The 12,828-nt window shown below is 63.1% G+C and carries 9 protein-coding genes and 1 pseudogene; 5 read left to right on the top strand and 5 right to left on the bottom strand.

Features of this window, described 5'->3' with window-relative positions:
• Positions 1-234 precede the first annotated feature (234 nt).
• The 3 genes from IEW19_RS21015 to IEW19_RS21025 form a co-directional block, all read right to left on the bottom strand.
• Positions 235-1,305 (bottom strand): IS110 family RNA-guided transposase, encoded by a 1,071-nt coding sequence (locus IEW19_RS21015; RefSeq protein ID WP_188573532.1) that lies wholly within the window; start codon positions 1,303-1,305, stop codon positions 235-237.
• Between the two features lie 293 nt (positions 1,306-1,598).
• Positions 1,599-2,504: an IS481 family transposase gene (locus IEW19_RS21020; protein ID WP_188573514.1), complete on the bottom strand. Its 906-nt coding sequence runs from the start codon at positions 2,502-2,504 to the stop codon at positions 1,599-1,601.
• Positions 2,505-2,524: 20 nt separating this feature from the next.
• The gene (locus tag IEW19_RS21025) at positions 2,525-3,586 is read right to left on the bottom strand and encodes an IS110 family RNA-guided transposase (RefSeq protein ID WP_188573515.1); all 1,062 of its coding nucleotides are present in this window, start codon (positions 3,584-3,586) and stop codon (positions 2,525-2,527) included.
• Between the two features lie 445 nt (positions 3,587-4,031).
• Between IEW19_RS21025 and istA the strand changes: the two genes are divergently transcribed.
• The gene (istA, locus tag IEW19_RS21030) at positions 4,032-5,708 is read left to right on the top strand and encodes an IS21 family transposase (RefSeq protein WP_188573516.1); all 1,677 of its coding nucleotides are present in this window, start codon (positions 4,032-4,034) and stop codon (positions 5,706-5,708) included.
• Complete coding sequence (istB, locus tag IEW19_RS21035) at positions 5,705-6,520, top strand: IS21-like element helper ATPase IstB (RefSeq protein WP_011691635.1); 816 nt, start codon at positions 5,705-5,707, stop codon at positions 6,518-6,520. Before istA ends, istB begins: the two co-directional genes overlap by 4 nt.
• Before the next feature lie 52 nt (positions 6,521-6,572).
• On the opposite strand, the gene merA is transcribed toward istB, so the two are convergent.
• Positions 6,573-8,015, bottom strand: coding sequence for a mercury(II) reductase (gene merA, locus IEW19_RS21040; RefSeq protein WP_188573517.1), 1,443 nt, complete (start codon positions 8,013-8,015; stop codon positions 6,573-6,575).
• A 172-nt stretch (positions 8,016-8,187) separates the two neighbouring features.
• Here merA and IEW19_RS21045 point away from each other — a divergent pair, with 172 nt between their 5' ends.
• Together IEW19_RS21045 and IEW19_RS21050 are read left to right on the top strand one after the other, a co-directional pair.
• Positions 8,188-8,577 carry a heavy metal-responsive transcriptional regulator gene (locus IEW19_RS21045; RefSeq protein WP_031216440.1) on the top strand — a complete coding sequence of 130 codons (390 nt, stop codon included), beginning with the start codon at positions 8,188-8,190 and terminating at the stop codon, positions 8,575-8,577.
• 301 nt (positions 8,578-8,878) lie between these two features.
• Positions 8,879-9,292 (top strand): annotated as a pseudogene (locus IEW19_RS21050) (Tn3 family transposase); the annotation flags it as partial.
• 362 nt (positions 9,293-9,654) lie between these two features.
• On the opposite strand, the gene IEW19_RS21055 reads toward IEW19_RS21050, so the two are convergent.
• Complete coding sequence (locus tag IEW19_RS21055; protein WP_188573518.1) at positions 9,655-11,526, bottom strand: hybrid sensor histidine kinase/response regulator; 1,872 nt, start codon at positions 11,524-11,526, stop codon at positions 9,655-9,657.
• Positions 11,527-11,727: 201 nt separating this feature from the next.
• Between IEW19_RS21055 and IEW19_RS21060 the strand changes: the two genes are divergently transcribed.
• Positions 11,728-12,756 carry an ATP-dependent 6-phosphofructokinase gene (locus IEW19_RS21060; RefSeq protein WP_188573519.1) on the top strand — a complete coding sequence of 343 codons (1,029 nt, stop codon included), beginning with the start codon at positions 11,728-11,730 and terminating at the stop codon, positions 12,754-12,756.
• The last annotated feature ends 72 nt before the right edge of the window (positions 12,757-12,828 follow it).

A 12,828-nucleotide genomic window follows, 5' to 3' on the forward strand; every position in this document is an offset into this window, starting at 1 on the left:
CGCTAACTCTTGCTGATCCACATCAGTCGCCATGGGATCCATGGTGTCGCTCATGATCAGTCCTCCCCGCCAGGCAACGCCCGGCGTGTCAGGCCAACTGTGGATCCACCGTTATTCAGACAGTCCCACGGACCCTTTTCACCCTAGATGTATTGACCTGAGAGGTTGGTGACGCGGCTGGCCGGTGTCTGACCTTTGAGCGCAGTGTGGGCTCGGTGGACTCTTCTATGTCTGTCAAGCCGTTTTCATTGGTTCGGATGAGGCAGTAAGCGTTCGGTAGATGCGGCGGGCCACGTAGCGTTTGATGCAGCGGCGGATTTCCTTGTCGGTACGGCCTTCGGCGCGTCGTTTTTCCACGTACTGACGGGTTTCTGCGTCGTGAGTCATTCGCGTTACCGCGACCATGTGCAGTGCGCTGTTCAGCGCCCTGTCGCCTCCCCGGTTCAGCCGATGCCTGACCTTGTTCCCGGAAGAAGCTGGGATGGGGTTTACGCCGGCCAGAGAGGCGAAAGCTGCCTCGTTACGAACCCGGCCTTCGTGTGACCATGCGGTCAGACACTTCGCGGCGCTGATTGCCCTGAACCCTTTCTCTTCCAGCAAGGGTGCCGCCTCGCTGACCCTGACCAGCTCGTCCAGTTGCTTCTCATTGCTTTTGAGCTGCTCGTCCAGTTCGAGGATATGTCTGGCCAGGCGAATGGCCTCGTTACGGGCGACGGACAGGGACAGTTCTTCCTCGCGGGGCCGCCAGCGAGAGATGTCCGAGGTTTGGGAGGCGGTCAGGGACTTGCGGGCGTCGACCCCCAGGTTGTTGCTGCGTACTAGAGCGTTGAGCGCGTTGACCGACCTTGTGCGGTCGGCACTCATGGCGCCGCGGGCGGTTGTCAAGATCCGCACCGCTTGGCGGATCCCGTCATTGAGCCGGGGGCGACGAAGCTTATGTACGGGCAGTGGCAGCGTTGCGGCCGCGATCTGGTGGGCGTCCAAGGCATCGGTTTTCCCCACACCGCGGCGTTTCTTGGCATCCATGCGTGGTGCTTCGGCGACCGGATAACCATGGGAGGCCACTGTGCCGGCCAGGATCGCCCCGTAAGTCGCGGCGCCTTCGATGACCCAGAGGGTGTCGGCATCCGCGCCGGTGCGGCGGGCTACCCAGTTGATGGCCCGGTTGATTCCGGCCGCATTGGTGGGAAACGCCCGGGATTCAAGAAGGGCACCGGTGGTGGCTGCGAGGATTGCGTAAACATGGTTGCGGGCGTGTGTGTCGACGCCCACGACAAATGGGTGGGCATGAGCGACGATGGACATGGCGGTCACGGCACCTTTCCGAAGAACGAAGGACATGGGTCACCGGCCGTCAACGGCCGGTAGCAGTCCGGGTAGGAGTCACGTCGGAACAGCACTGTGATGGGTCACGCCCCTATGGGGTGGACAATCTTCTGATCAAGCTACCGAGGTGGGCCGGAATGGTACCGGCCACCCAACCCCAAGGATGGACAAGTCCACAGCAAGACAATCCATGTCAATGATTGTATGAGTCACATCTTCGGGGCCGGGGCGGCCAATAGCCATCCTGCCAGCCGGTCCCGGACCAGCCATGATCAAGACTCATAGTGATTGTAGGCATGGAGCCAGTCGGGGAAAGCGGCGACACGCTCTGCCTCGGAGCGGTAGGGGCGGATGTAAGCCCATTCCTCCAGCATCGTGCGGTTGAACCGTTCGACCTTGCCGTTGGTCTGCGGGCGATAGGGACGGGTTCGTTTGTGCTTGATGTCCGGGCCCAGGGCTTGGGCGAAGGCCCGGGATCGGTAGCAGTTTCCGTTGTCGGTCAGGACCCGCTGGACCGTGATCCCTTGGGCTTGAAACCAGGCGTTGGCGCGCTGCCAGAACGCTGCTGCTGTTTCCTTTGTCTCGTCGGTAAGGATCTCGGTGTAGGCAAGGCGCGAATGATCATCGACGGCGTTGTGGAGGTAGTGGTAGCCGGGCCTGCGGTTGGCCGTGGTGCCGGTCTTGTTCTTCCAGCCGGCGACCCTGCCCAGGACCCGGTGTCCGCCGCCGTCCGGGATCCGGCCAAGTTTCTTGATGTCGACATGGACCAGTTCCCCAGGCCTGTCGTGTTCGTAGCGGCGGATCACCCTTCCGGTGCCGCGGTCAAGCCAGGCCAGTTTCGCCAGCCGGTAGCGGGACAGGACGCGGTGCACGGTGGAGGGGTGAATGCCCAGCAGATAGCCGATCCTTGCCGGTCCCCAGCGGCGGTTCACGCGCACGGCGATGATCCGCCGCTCCGTCCGGGTTGCCGTGCGCCGCGGCGAGGAATGCGGGCGACTGGAGCGGTCCTCCATCCCAGCCGGGCCGTGGTCGCGGTAACGCTTGGCCCAACGAGCAGCAGTCGGCACGGAAACCTGAAACCGCTCGGCAGCCCGGCGCAGGCTCCAGCACTGATCAACGACACATTGCGCCAGCTGCAGCCGCCCACGAGGCGTCAGAAGAGCGTTAGGGTGGGACATGACACTCCTATAGACATTTTTCAAGTAATGCCTGGTTCATTGAGGCGGAGTGTTTGTACCAGGACAGGAAAGACTTGACGCGCGATGTAGCGCTTGAGGCAGCGCATGATTTCCTTCTTGCCTAGACCTTCGGCCGTTCGTCTGGCGACATAGTCTTTGGTTTGCCGGTCGTATCGCATTCTGACCAACACGATATGGTGCAGAGCGGAGTTGGCCTTCCGGTCGCCGCCGCGATTCAAACGGTTTCGCTCTGTCTTGCCTGACGAAGCAGGCCGCGGACAAGTGCCGGTCAGTGCCGCGAACTGTCTTTCGCTTCGTAGACGTGCCGTGTTGTCGCCGGCCGTGATAAGCAGTTGGCTGCCGGTATCGGGGCCGGAACCGAAGATATTCACTAGGCCGGGTGCATGGGCTTTGAGGAGACGGTCAATTTGAGCCGTGAGATCCCGGACCTGCTCATCGAGTTCCTGGTATCGCTTTGCCAATAGGCGCAGCGCATAGCGGGTGCATTCCTCTGAAGTGACTGGCTGCCGCTGGGGGCGGGTGGCAGCCAGCGCCGCGACGAGCCTGGGTGTTGTCACCGACCGGTATGGTGAGCGCACATTCTCAGGGGAACTGACGAGCATAGCTTTGATCTGGTTGATGGTTGCCGTGCGGTCCCGCAACGCAGACTCACGAACTGTCCTCAGGCTTCGCAGGGCTTCGACGAGCCCGTTGCGGCCCTTGGCCGCAGCGCTGGCTCGGCCGCTCATGACTGCTTCCGCAGCGCTGTAAGCGTCGAGCTGATCCGTCTTCCCCCGCCGCCGGCGTTGATCACGGCTGGGCTGATTGACCTCGATAACCTCGAATTCTTCTCCCGCCAGTTGCCGGGCGATTTCAGCGCCATAGCTGCCCGTGCATTCAACTCCGATGCTAAGCGCGTTGCCGTTGGCGCGGATGAACTCGATGATCTTCCGGTATCCACCGGCAGTGGCTGGAAACTCCTGGTCCGTCAGGCGCCGCCCGTGCTCGTCTATGACCGCCACGAAGTGGGTTTCCGCGTGGGTATCTATCCCCACGTACACGTTGGGACTGTTGCGTTGCATGATGGAACTAGCGCACCTTTCCGTTTCAAATGGGGGTGCGCAGCCGGGCGGGCCTGCCAGTCAGTTCACTATTGGGACGCTTGTCAGACTCCTATCAGGACACGGCAGCCTGCCCGGCCACGCCTCTTGTGAGGCTGGCCGATCGGCAGGTCATGTCGAGGACAACTCCCACCCGTCAAACGGAGGGGGTGTCAGAAGACCTCTGGGCCAGACCGGCAACCCCGAGAGCATTCTTCTCCTCTCCCGGCGTGCCGGGCCGGCTGCCATGCCGTTGGTCAAGCCCGAACTTTTTGACCCTCATGAGTATGACAGTCTGATCGGAGCCCACTAGGACGGCCCGAACGGTACCCACCAGCCGGACATGCCGAACCTAATGACGGCTTGAATGGTACCCACCTGTGAACGTTGATCCATCCAGTGTTGGATCGACGACGGGAGGGCCGGGATGGGGTCAAGAGTGGAGTTGTTCGCGCAGATTCGGAGGGATGCCCGGGTGGAGGGCGCGTCAATCCGGGAGCTTGCCCGCAGGCACCAGGTGGCGCGGAAAACCGTGCGTAAGGCGTTAAGTTCCCCGGTCCCGCCAGAGCGTAAAACTCCTGTACGGTCCTCGCCGCGGCTTGATCCTTATAAACCGACGATCGACGCCATGCTCGTCGAGGACACGACGGCGCCGAGGAAGCAGCGTCACACTGCCCGGAGGATTCTTGCCCGGCTCATCGAGGAGCATGGAGCGGACGAGTTGTCGTATTCGACGGTGCGTGACTACGTTCGGGTCCGCCGGGCGCAGATCGATGTGGAGGCCGGCCGCCGGGTTGAGGTATTTGTTCCTCAGGAGCACGCCCCGGGCGCGGAAGCGGAAGTGGACTTCGGTGAAGTCTGGATCGTGCTGGACGGGGTAAAGACGAAATGCCACATGTTCATCTTCCGGCTTTCTCACTCCGGCAAAGCCATCCACCGGATTTACCCCACCCAGGCCCAGGAAGCGTTTCTGGAAGGCCACGTCGAGGCGTTCAACGAGATCGGCGGCGTGCCGGTCAAACATATCCGCTATGACAACCTCACCAGTGCCGTCAGGGCCGTGGTGTTCGGTCAGGGGCGGAACCGCCTGGAGAATGACCGGTGGGTGTTGTTTCGCTCGTTCTATGGATTTGATGCCTTTTATTGCCAGCCAGGTCTTGCCGGCGCTCACGAGAAATGCGGGGTCGAGGGCGAGGTGGGCTGGTTCCGCCGCAACCGGCTGACCCCGATGCCCGTGGCGAGGTCCCTTGATGAGCTCAACGACTGGATCCGGAGCCGGGAGGTTCAAGACGATCAGCGGCGGATTGATGGCAGGATCCGCACTATCGGCCAAGACTTCGCCGCCGAGCGCCCGTTCCTGGCACCGTTGCCGGCCGACGAGTTCGATCCCGGTCTGGTGTTGAACCCGAGAGTGGACCGGTCCTCAATGATTACCGTGCGGATGGTGAAGTACTCGGTGCCAGCACGGTTCATCGGTCGGCGGGTCCGGGTTTCATTGCGGGCATCCGAAGTTGTGGTGTTCGACGGCCGCGCGGTGGCGGCCCGGCACCAGCGGATTATTGCCAAGGGCGGGCAGTCGGTCCAGTTGGACCATTATCTGGAGGTCCTCAAGACCAAGCCCGGCGCTTTGCCTGGTTCCACTGCTTTGGCCAGGGCGCGGGAGTCGGGTGCTTTCACCAGCGCCCATGACGCCTTCTGGTCTGCCTCGCGCAGGGTCAACGGTGATGCCGCGGGGACCCGTGAACTGATTGACGTCCTGCTGCTGCACCGATCGATGGAAGCCGAAGACATCGAGGCAGGGATCACCGCAGCCCTTGGAGTAGGTGCCGTCAGTGCCGACGTCGTGGCGGTTGAAGGCCGCCGACATGCCTCCAGCATCCCTGCTGGTGGGTCCCGTCCTGACCGTCATCGCGGTGCTCATGCTGAAGCGAAAGTGCAACGAGTTGTCAGCCTGACCCAGCGCCGGCTGATGGACCCGGCGGCGGTCATCGCCGGGCTCCCTCCAGACAAGCGGCCGCTCCCGGCGATCAGCGCCTATGACGAGCTGCTGGCCAAACGCACCGAACACTCCGCAGGAACCGCGTCGAAGGAAAACATCTCATGAGCCCCACCGCACCGGCCACCACCATCACCCCAACCCTGCGACGGCGCCGCGGTCTGACTGAGCAGGCCGCGGTCGCGGCCGTGGACCAAGCATGCCGCCGATTGCGCCTGCCCACCATCCGGGCGGTTCTGGACGAAGCTCTGACCGTCGCGGGGAAGGAACAACTCTCTTACCAAGGCTTCCTGGCCGAGCTGCTGCTGGCCGAATGCGATGACCGGGACCGTCGCTCCTCAATCCGACGCGTCAAAGCCGCGAACTTTCCCCGGGATAAATGGCTCGGTGATTTCGATTTCGACGCGAACACGAACATCAACCCCGCTACCATCCATACCCTCGCTACCGGCGAATGGATTCGAAAAGGTGCACCGCTATGCCTGATCGGGGACTCCGGAACCGGCAAATCCCACCTGCTTATCGGGCTGGGCACCGCCGCGGCGGAGAAGGGATACCGGGTCAAATACACTTTGGCCACCCGGCTCGTGAACGAACTCGTCGAAGCCGCCGACGACAAAGTCCTCGCCAAGACCATCGCCAGATACGGCCGAGTGGACCTGCTCTGCATTGACGAGCTCGGCTATATGGAACTGGACCGGCGCGGCGCCGAACTCCTCTTCCAGGTCCTCACCGAACGCGAAGAGAAGAACTCCATCGCCATCGCTTCCAACGAGTCGTTCTCCGGCTGGACCAAGACATTCACCGACCCGCGCCTCTGCGCCGCGATCGTTGACCGGCTGACGTTCAACGGCACCATCATCGAAACCGGCACCGATTCCTACCGCCTCGCCCACAGCCTGACAAGGAACGCGCACTAAAAGGTAGCCGCGGCCGCCCGCCCCACGAACACATAGGTTGTCGTTGACCACTTCATGCCGCGCAACAGGACAGTTTGGAGACGTCAGTAGTGAAGGACTGGGCTGCTATCTTGATGCCTTCGGCCATGGTCAGATAGGGGCTCCAGAGATTCGCGACCTGATCAACGGTCATCCCGGCCTCCAGAATGTAAATCCCTGCGGCGGCGATGTCCCCGGCGTCCTTACCCACGACAGTGATCCCTACAATCCGACCCGTGTCCGCGTCGGCAACGATCTTGATGAAGCCGCGGGTATCACGGTTCACCAGCGCGCGAGGGATAAATTTGAGCGGCAGAACCCGGCACATGCACCGGATCCCTGCCTGGTTCGCTTCCTTGTCCGTCATCCCGACAGCGGCCAGGGCAGGGCTGGTAAACGTGACCCGGGGCAGGTGCCGGTAATCGACCTCACGCCCGGCACCCTCAAAGGCGTTCTCCACCATCAGGGCCCCGTGCGCGGCGGCGACATAAACGAACTCCGGGTGACCCGTCACATCACCCGCGGCCCAGATCCTCGGATTAGTACTGCGAAGGCTCCCGTCGACCAGGACTTCCCCGCGGTCCCCGGTTTCAACGCCGACCATGCAAAGGTTCAAATCCTCCGTGACCGGGCGCCGGCCTGTTGCCATGAGCAGGCGCGCGGCCCTGAGTTCCTCGTTTCCTCCTGAGACGGAAGCATCCACGACCACGTCCCCCGACACCTCATCGGTCCGGACCGAGGACGCTGTCGCTCGACGGACGACCCGGATGCCCTCATCGGCGAAGACACCGGCGAGGGCATGCCCGGCTTCAGGCTCTTCGGCCGAGGCGAGCTTGGACCGGACCAGGATGGTCACCTCCGTGCCGAGCCGGGCGAAAAGCTGCGCCTGCTCCAGCGCCACATACCCGCCGCCCACCACCAGCATCGAAGCGGGAACGTCCTGCAGCTCCATCGCACTCGTGGACGTCAGATAATCCACCTCGTCCATTCCCGGCACTTCAGGGATCCAGGGGGTGGAGCCGGTCGCGACCAGGTAGTGTTCCGCGCTGACTGTCTCGGTGGTTCCGCCCGGGGCGGTGATGTTCAAAACCGGTGCGGCTGCGGTTCCGGCGAACACCGCCGTCCCCCGCTGCAGGTTCCATCCATAGCCCGCGGCGAGATCCACATACTTCTCTGACCGCATGGATTCGACCAGTGAGCGCTTCCCGGCGACCAGTTCGGGCATATCCACCGGCTCTGCGGAGGTGCTGATACCGGGGAACCGTCCGGAAGCATCGAGGGCGACATGGCGGGCTTCCGCGGCGGCCAGCAGGGCCTTGGACGGGATGCAGCCCGTGTTCACGCACGTGCCTCCCACAGTGCTGCGCTCCACCATCAACACCCGCTTGCCACGGCTGGTTGCCCGGATGGCCGCAGCGAAAGCAGCCCCGCCGGAACCGATAATGGCCAGGTCATAATCGAAAGATGCTGCCGACACGAGGGACTCCTGAAGATGGAAGGGAAGCAGCCGCCAGCACACCTGTTGCTCAACCGACCGCCATGTGCAGCCTTCAACCGAAGACCAGCTCTGCATCCCATTCTCAACCTTCCCCTACACTGGAATGTCAAGGAATCGCCGTCCTGGCCGCCTGCTAAGAAATGAGTTCATGATGCGTATCGGTGAGGCCGCGGCAGCGGCAGGGATGACAACCAAGACGCTGCGTTTCTACGAGGACAGCGGGCTTCTCCCGGCAGCGAAAAGATCCTCTAACGGCTACCGGGACTACCATGACGACTCCGTGGCCAGGCTCGAATTCATCCGCCGCGGACGGGCCGCAGGCCTCGCCCTGACCCAAATACGCGAAATTCTTAGCCTCCGTGACGCCGGAGAAGCCCCCTGCGCCCACGTCCAAGACCTTCTCTCCAACCAGCTGGCCGAACTGGACCACCAGATTTCTGAACTAATGGCGCTGCGATCCATCGTCGCCGGCCTTCACGCCACTGCCGCGTCCGGGACCGACGCAAGCTGCGATCCCGAACAAATCTGCAGCTACCTCTGACGCACTACTCCGCCAGACGCCAGCTTCCAACAACCGGGACCCCGGGTATCGTCCCAACCCGCGGCAGTGTTTTCACAGACCCAGAAACCACGCCAAGAACCCCTAGACACCCTCACAACATCATCCCCGGACGTCCGACGGGTGGGTACCGTTCGGGCCGTCCTAGTGGGCTCCGATCACGTTGACACAATCACCTCACATACCAATAGTGAAGACCTCCGTGCAAGCCCCACTCCACCCGGAGGTCTTCTTCATGTCACCAAACCACGCCGAGCGTCACTAACGTCCGTGGTCAATACACCTAGACTGGATGCAGATCCCCGGTCTTCGCTGACGCGTCCAATCCGGCCTGAACAAAGGCGAAGCCCGCAACGCTCTCGCACGGGCCGTGTTTTTCAACCGCCTTGGCGAGCTCCGGGACCGCTCCTACGACAATCAACGCCACCGCGCTTCGGGCCTGAATCGCCTCACCGCGGCCATTACCCTTTGGAACACCGTCTACCTGGACCATGCAGTCAAAACCACCGGACGCCCAGAGAACGAGGAACTGCTCCAACATCTCTCCCCGCTCGGCTGGGAACGCATCAACCTCACCGGCGACTACACCTGGAACAGCCCCCGCCAACCAAAACACGGCAAACTCAGGCCCCTACGTCAACCCCAAATTCTCTTAGCGTGTTATTTATTCCGTTTCGTGAGCTGGCCCCAAGTATAGGCTGGATGATTTCCAGCAGCCCAGCGACCTGGCCGCCGGGAAGGTCCGCGGCCGCGCGATCCTGGTCCCCTGAAGCGTGCCTTCTTAGAATGGGCGCGCTCCCTGGCCGGCCACCGCCTACGTCCGGATCGAGGCGTTCCGCGGTGATGAGGCCGGCGGTCAACACTTGAAATTGGGGCACTTCAAGAAGGCCGCGGCTGAGCTGCCGGCGTTACCAGGCCCGGGGTCCGGATATCGGGAACGTCACAGTGGACGGCTGTTCCGAACTCGGGGATCTCGCCGTTAAGTAAGGCGCGCTCGTGGTCAGCAGCTTCGGGGAGGCGTAAGACCTGGTGGCGGCCGGGTACCGTGCTGGTGGGATGTCACCAGGGCTGCAGGGGAATTGCTTCCTGGGCGTTGATGCTTACCAGCATGGTCCGGTTGCGTGCCCCGGCCTTGCGGAGGATGGAGCCCACGTGCTTTTCAACCGTCTTGGCTGATATCTGCAGTTCCCGGGCAATCTGTTTGTCCGCCATGCCGCGGATGACCATGTCGTGGACTTCACGTTCGCGTGCCGTGAACTGGCCGCTCCCGGCGTCGGATAGGTTCTCGCCCATGAGGTGGTCAAACATCTCGCCTTCCATCAGGGCTTCACCTTGGCCGGCTGCCACGATGGTGCGGCCAATGGTTTCGCCGTGCGCACGCCGGTTGATGAAGCCGCGCACGCCTGCCTGTTTGGCAGAGCGCACCTGGTCCACGGTCGGGTTGTCGGTCAGCACCACCACCGCGCCGGCAGTGTCGACGCCAGGGAGGTTGGCCAGGATACCGGTGGTGTCCCTGTGGAGCAGGTCGAGATCCAGCAGGACAACGGCCGGGCGGAGCAACTCGCAGGCGTCGAGGAGTTGGGCTGCGGACGTAACCTCTGCCACCACTTGGATTCCTGGCTCTGCGTCGGCGAGCAGTTTCACCAGGCCGGCGCTGATCAGCGGGTACTGGGTGGCGATGACCACTTTCCACTGCGGCTGGGGGTTGGCATCTTGCTCTGGCGCCCGGGTCGGCAGGGTGGCCCTTATCTGGGTCCCCCAGCCACGGGTGGCTTCGATGTGCAGTTCCCCGCCCAGGTGGATGGCGCGGGAGTTCATGCCGTGCAGTCCCAGGCAGCCGGGATGGACGGCGGAGTGGTCCCCGTGCGCTGCGGCCAGGTCGAAGCCGCGGCCGTTGTCCTCCACGACGAGGGCTATAGAGTTGCCTTCGTAAATCAGCCCGGCCCGCACGGAGGTGGCTTGGGCGTGGTTCACCACGTTGTTGAGTGCTTCCTGGGCGATCCTGAAGGCTTGGTGGATGATCTCGGGTGCGGGGGTCCAGGGTTCACCGATCACCTTCAGCTCGGTGGCGGCGCCCGTCATGGATTCCACCCAGGCGAGTTCCCCCGCGATGGCGTCCTCAAGGGTTCGGCCGATGAGCGCGGCCGGACCGATGCCTAGAACCGTGCGCCGGGTCTCGGCCAGGGCGTCGTGGGCTATGGTCCGGGCGCCGCTGATGTGCCGCGCTGCTGCCTCGCCACCGCTCAGCTGGTTGGCTTTTTCTGCTTGGTCAAGGGACAGGAGCAGGGTGGCGAGGGACCGGCCCACGGTTTCATGCACGTCGCGGACGGCACGCTCACGTTCAGCAGCGACAGCGGCCTCGCGCTCACGGTCCGCGGCTTTTGAATGTAGCTCGGAGTTGGCCAGCGCAATGGCGGCGTGGCTCGCAAAGAGTTCGGCAAGGTGTGCTTCTTCCTGTGTGAAGGGCCGTCCCGGGTTGGCGCTAAAGACAATGAAGGCGCCAACGATCTGCTCGCCCCATTGGATGGGCACTCCGATGACCGCGCAGTTCCAGCGGGGGTCTGTCGCCGGGATGTGGCCGCGCTCTATGGTGCGGTAGGCGTCCAGGATGACGGTTGACCGGCTGGCGACGACCTGGCCGGTGAACCCTTCCGACAAAGGGAAGGTTTGGCCTTCCTGGCATCCGACACCGATGTCTACCTTCTTGGTGTAGGTGCCTGCAGCCTCGTTGACCAGGGCAATGGACCCTGACTCGCAGCCGAGCAGGGACGCGGCGTTGTTCAGAATGCGGGCCAGGAGCGGCTGCAGCTCAAAGCGGCCGGCCAGGTCCCGTGCGAGGTCTGTAACGGACTGGAGCTTGTTGTTATGGATGCCGTGCGGGTCACGCAGGCTCCTGACCAAGGCCTCGAATTCGGGCTCTGCTGGTGTCATTTTCGTCCTCCTCGACGAAAGGCAGGCCGCAAGGCAGCGGGCCGTATCTACCACCATATCCTGCATCCGGAATCCGGGCGCATGCTGGTTTCCCCGTACTGGGCAAGGCGGGATAGTCCTCATACCGCAGGGCCTGTTTTGCTGATTTTGTGGAATGGACGCCATAGCTGGGCGTCACCGGACCAGTGGAGGGAAGCACATATGGCGCGCATTGGACTCCTGACCAGCGGCGGCGACTGTCCTGGGCTTAACGCCGTGATCCGGTCCTGCGTGCTGCGCGGGATCCGGATCCATCGGGACCAGTTCGTCGGCTTCACTGACGGGTGGCGGGGCCTCATTGAGGGCAGCACGCTGGAACTGGACTGGATGAGCGTCCGTGGGATCGGCGGCCTGGGCGGGACCATCCTGGGCACCTCGCGGACCAACCCGCTGGGCGAGGCCGGAGGAGTGGAGCGCATCAAGTCGAATCTCCGCTTCCTCGGAGTCGATGCACTCATTGTCATTGGCGGTGAGGGAACACTGACGGTGGCCAAAATCCTGAGCGATGCCGGTGTCCCGATTATTGGGGTTCCGAAAACCGTGGACAACGACCTTTCGGCTACCGATTTTTCCTTTGGCTTCCATACCGCCGTCGAAATCGCTACCGAAGCGATTGACCGTTTGAAGACGACGGGCGAGTCCCACCATCGCTGCATGATCGCGGAGGTGATGGGGCGCCATGCTGGGTGGATTGCGTTGTATGCCGGCATGGCCACCAGCGCCCACGCAATCCTCATCCCGGAACAGAACGCCAGCATCGAGGAAATTTGCGAATGGGTTGAAGGCCCGGTACGCCGGGGGCGCACGCCCTTGGTGGTGGTGGCCGAAGGATTCCTTGCCGAGGGTATGTCCGAACCGCACTCGGACCGCGGCCTGGACGCCTTTAACCGGCCGCGGCTGGGCGGCATCGGAGAGCGTCTCGCACCGGTTATCGAGGAGCGGACCGGGATCGAGACCCGCTGCACCACACTGGGCTATATCCAGCGCGGTGGTGCCCCCAGTGCCACTGACCGGGTGTTGGGCACCCGCCTGGGGTTGGCTGCAGTTGACGCTGTGCACGACGGCGCGTGGGGGCAGATGGTGGCCACGCGCGGGGACGAGATCATCCGCGTTAGCCTGGCAGAATCGGTGGGGCGGCTTAAGACGGTGCCGCAGTCCCGCTACGACGAGGCGACCTACCTGTTCGGCTGAACCTTGGAGATTCGACTTGGACCTTAAAGAACGGACGACGGCGGGGTACCCGCCGTCGTCCGTTCTTTAAGG

This window comes from Arthrobacter liuii, assembly GCF_014639275.1.
Classification (GTDB): Bacteria; Actinomycetota; Actinomycetes; order Actinomycetales; family Micrococcaceae; genus Arthrobacter; species Arthrobacter liuii.

Coding starts and splice junctions, on each gene's coding strand:
- IEW19_RS21015 (WP_188573532.1), bottom strand. CDS start 1,305: ATGTCCATCGTCGCTCATGCCCACCCATTTGTCGTGGGCGTCGACACA.
- IEW19_RS21060 (WP_188573519.1), top strand. CDS start 11,728: ATGGCGCGCATTGGACTCCTGACCAGCGGCGGCGACTGTCCTGGGCTT.
- istB (WP_011691635.1), top strand. CDS start 5,705: ATGAGCCCCACCGCACCGGCCACCACCATCACCCCAACCCTGCGACGG.
- IEW19_RS21045 (WP_031216440.1), top strand. CDS start 8,188: ATGCGTATCGGTGAGGCCGCGGCAGCGGCAGGGATGACAACCAAGACG.
- IEW19_RS21020 (WP_188573514.1), bottom strand. CDS start 2,504: ATGTCCCACCCTAACGCTCTTCTGACGCCTCGTGGGCGGCTGCAGCTG.
- istA (WP_188573516.1), top strand. CDS start 4,032: ATGGGGTCAAGAGTGGAGTTGTTCGCGCAGATTCGGAGGGATGCCCGG.
- IEW19_RS21055 (WP_188573518.1), bottom strand. CDS start 11,526: ATGACACCAGCAGAGCCCGAATTCGAGGCCTTGGTCAGGAGCCTGCGT.
- IEW19_RS21025 (WP_188573515.1), bottom strand. CDS start 3,586: ATGCAACGCAACAGTCCCAACGTGTACGTGGGGATAGATACCCACGCG.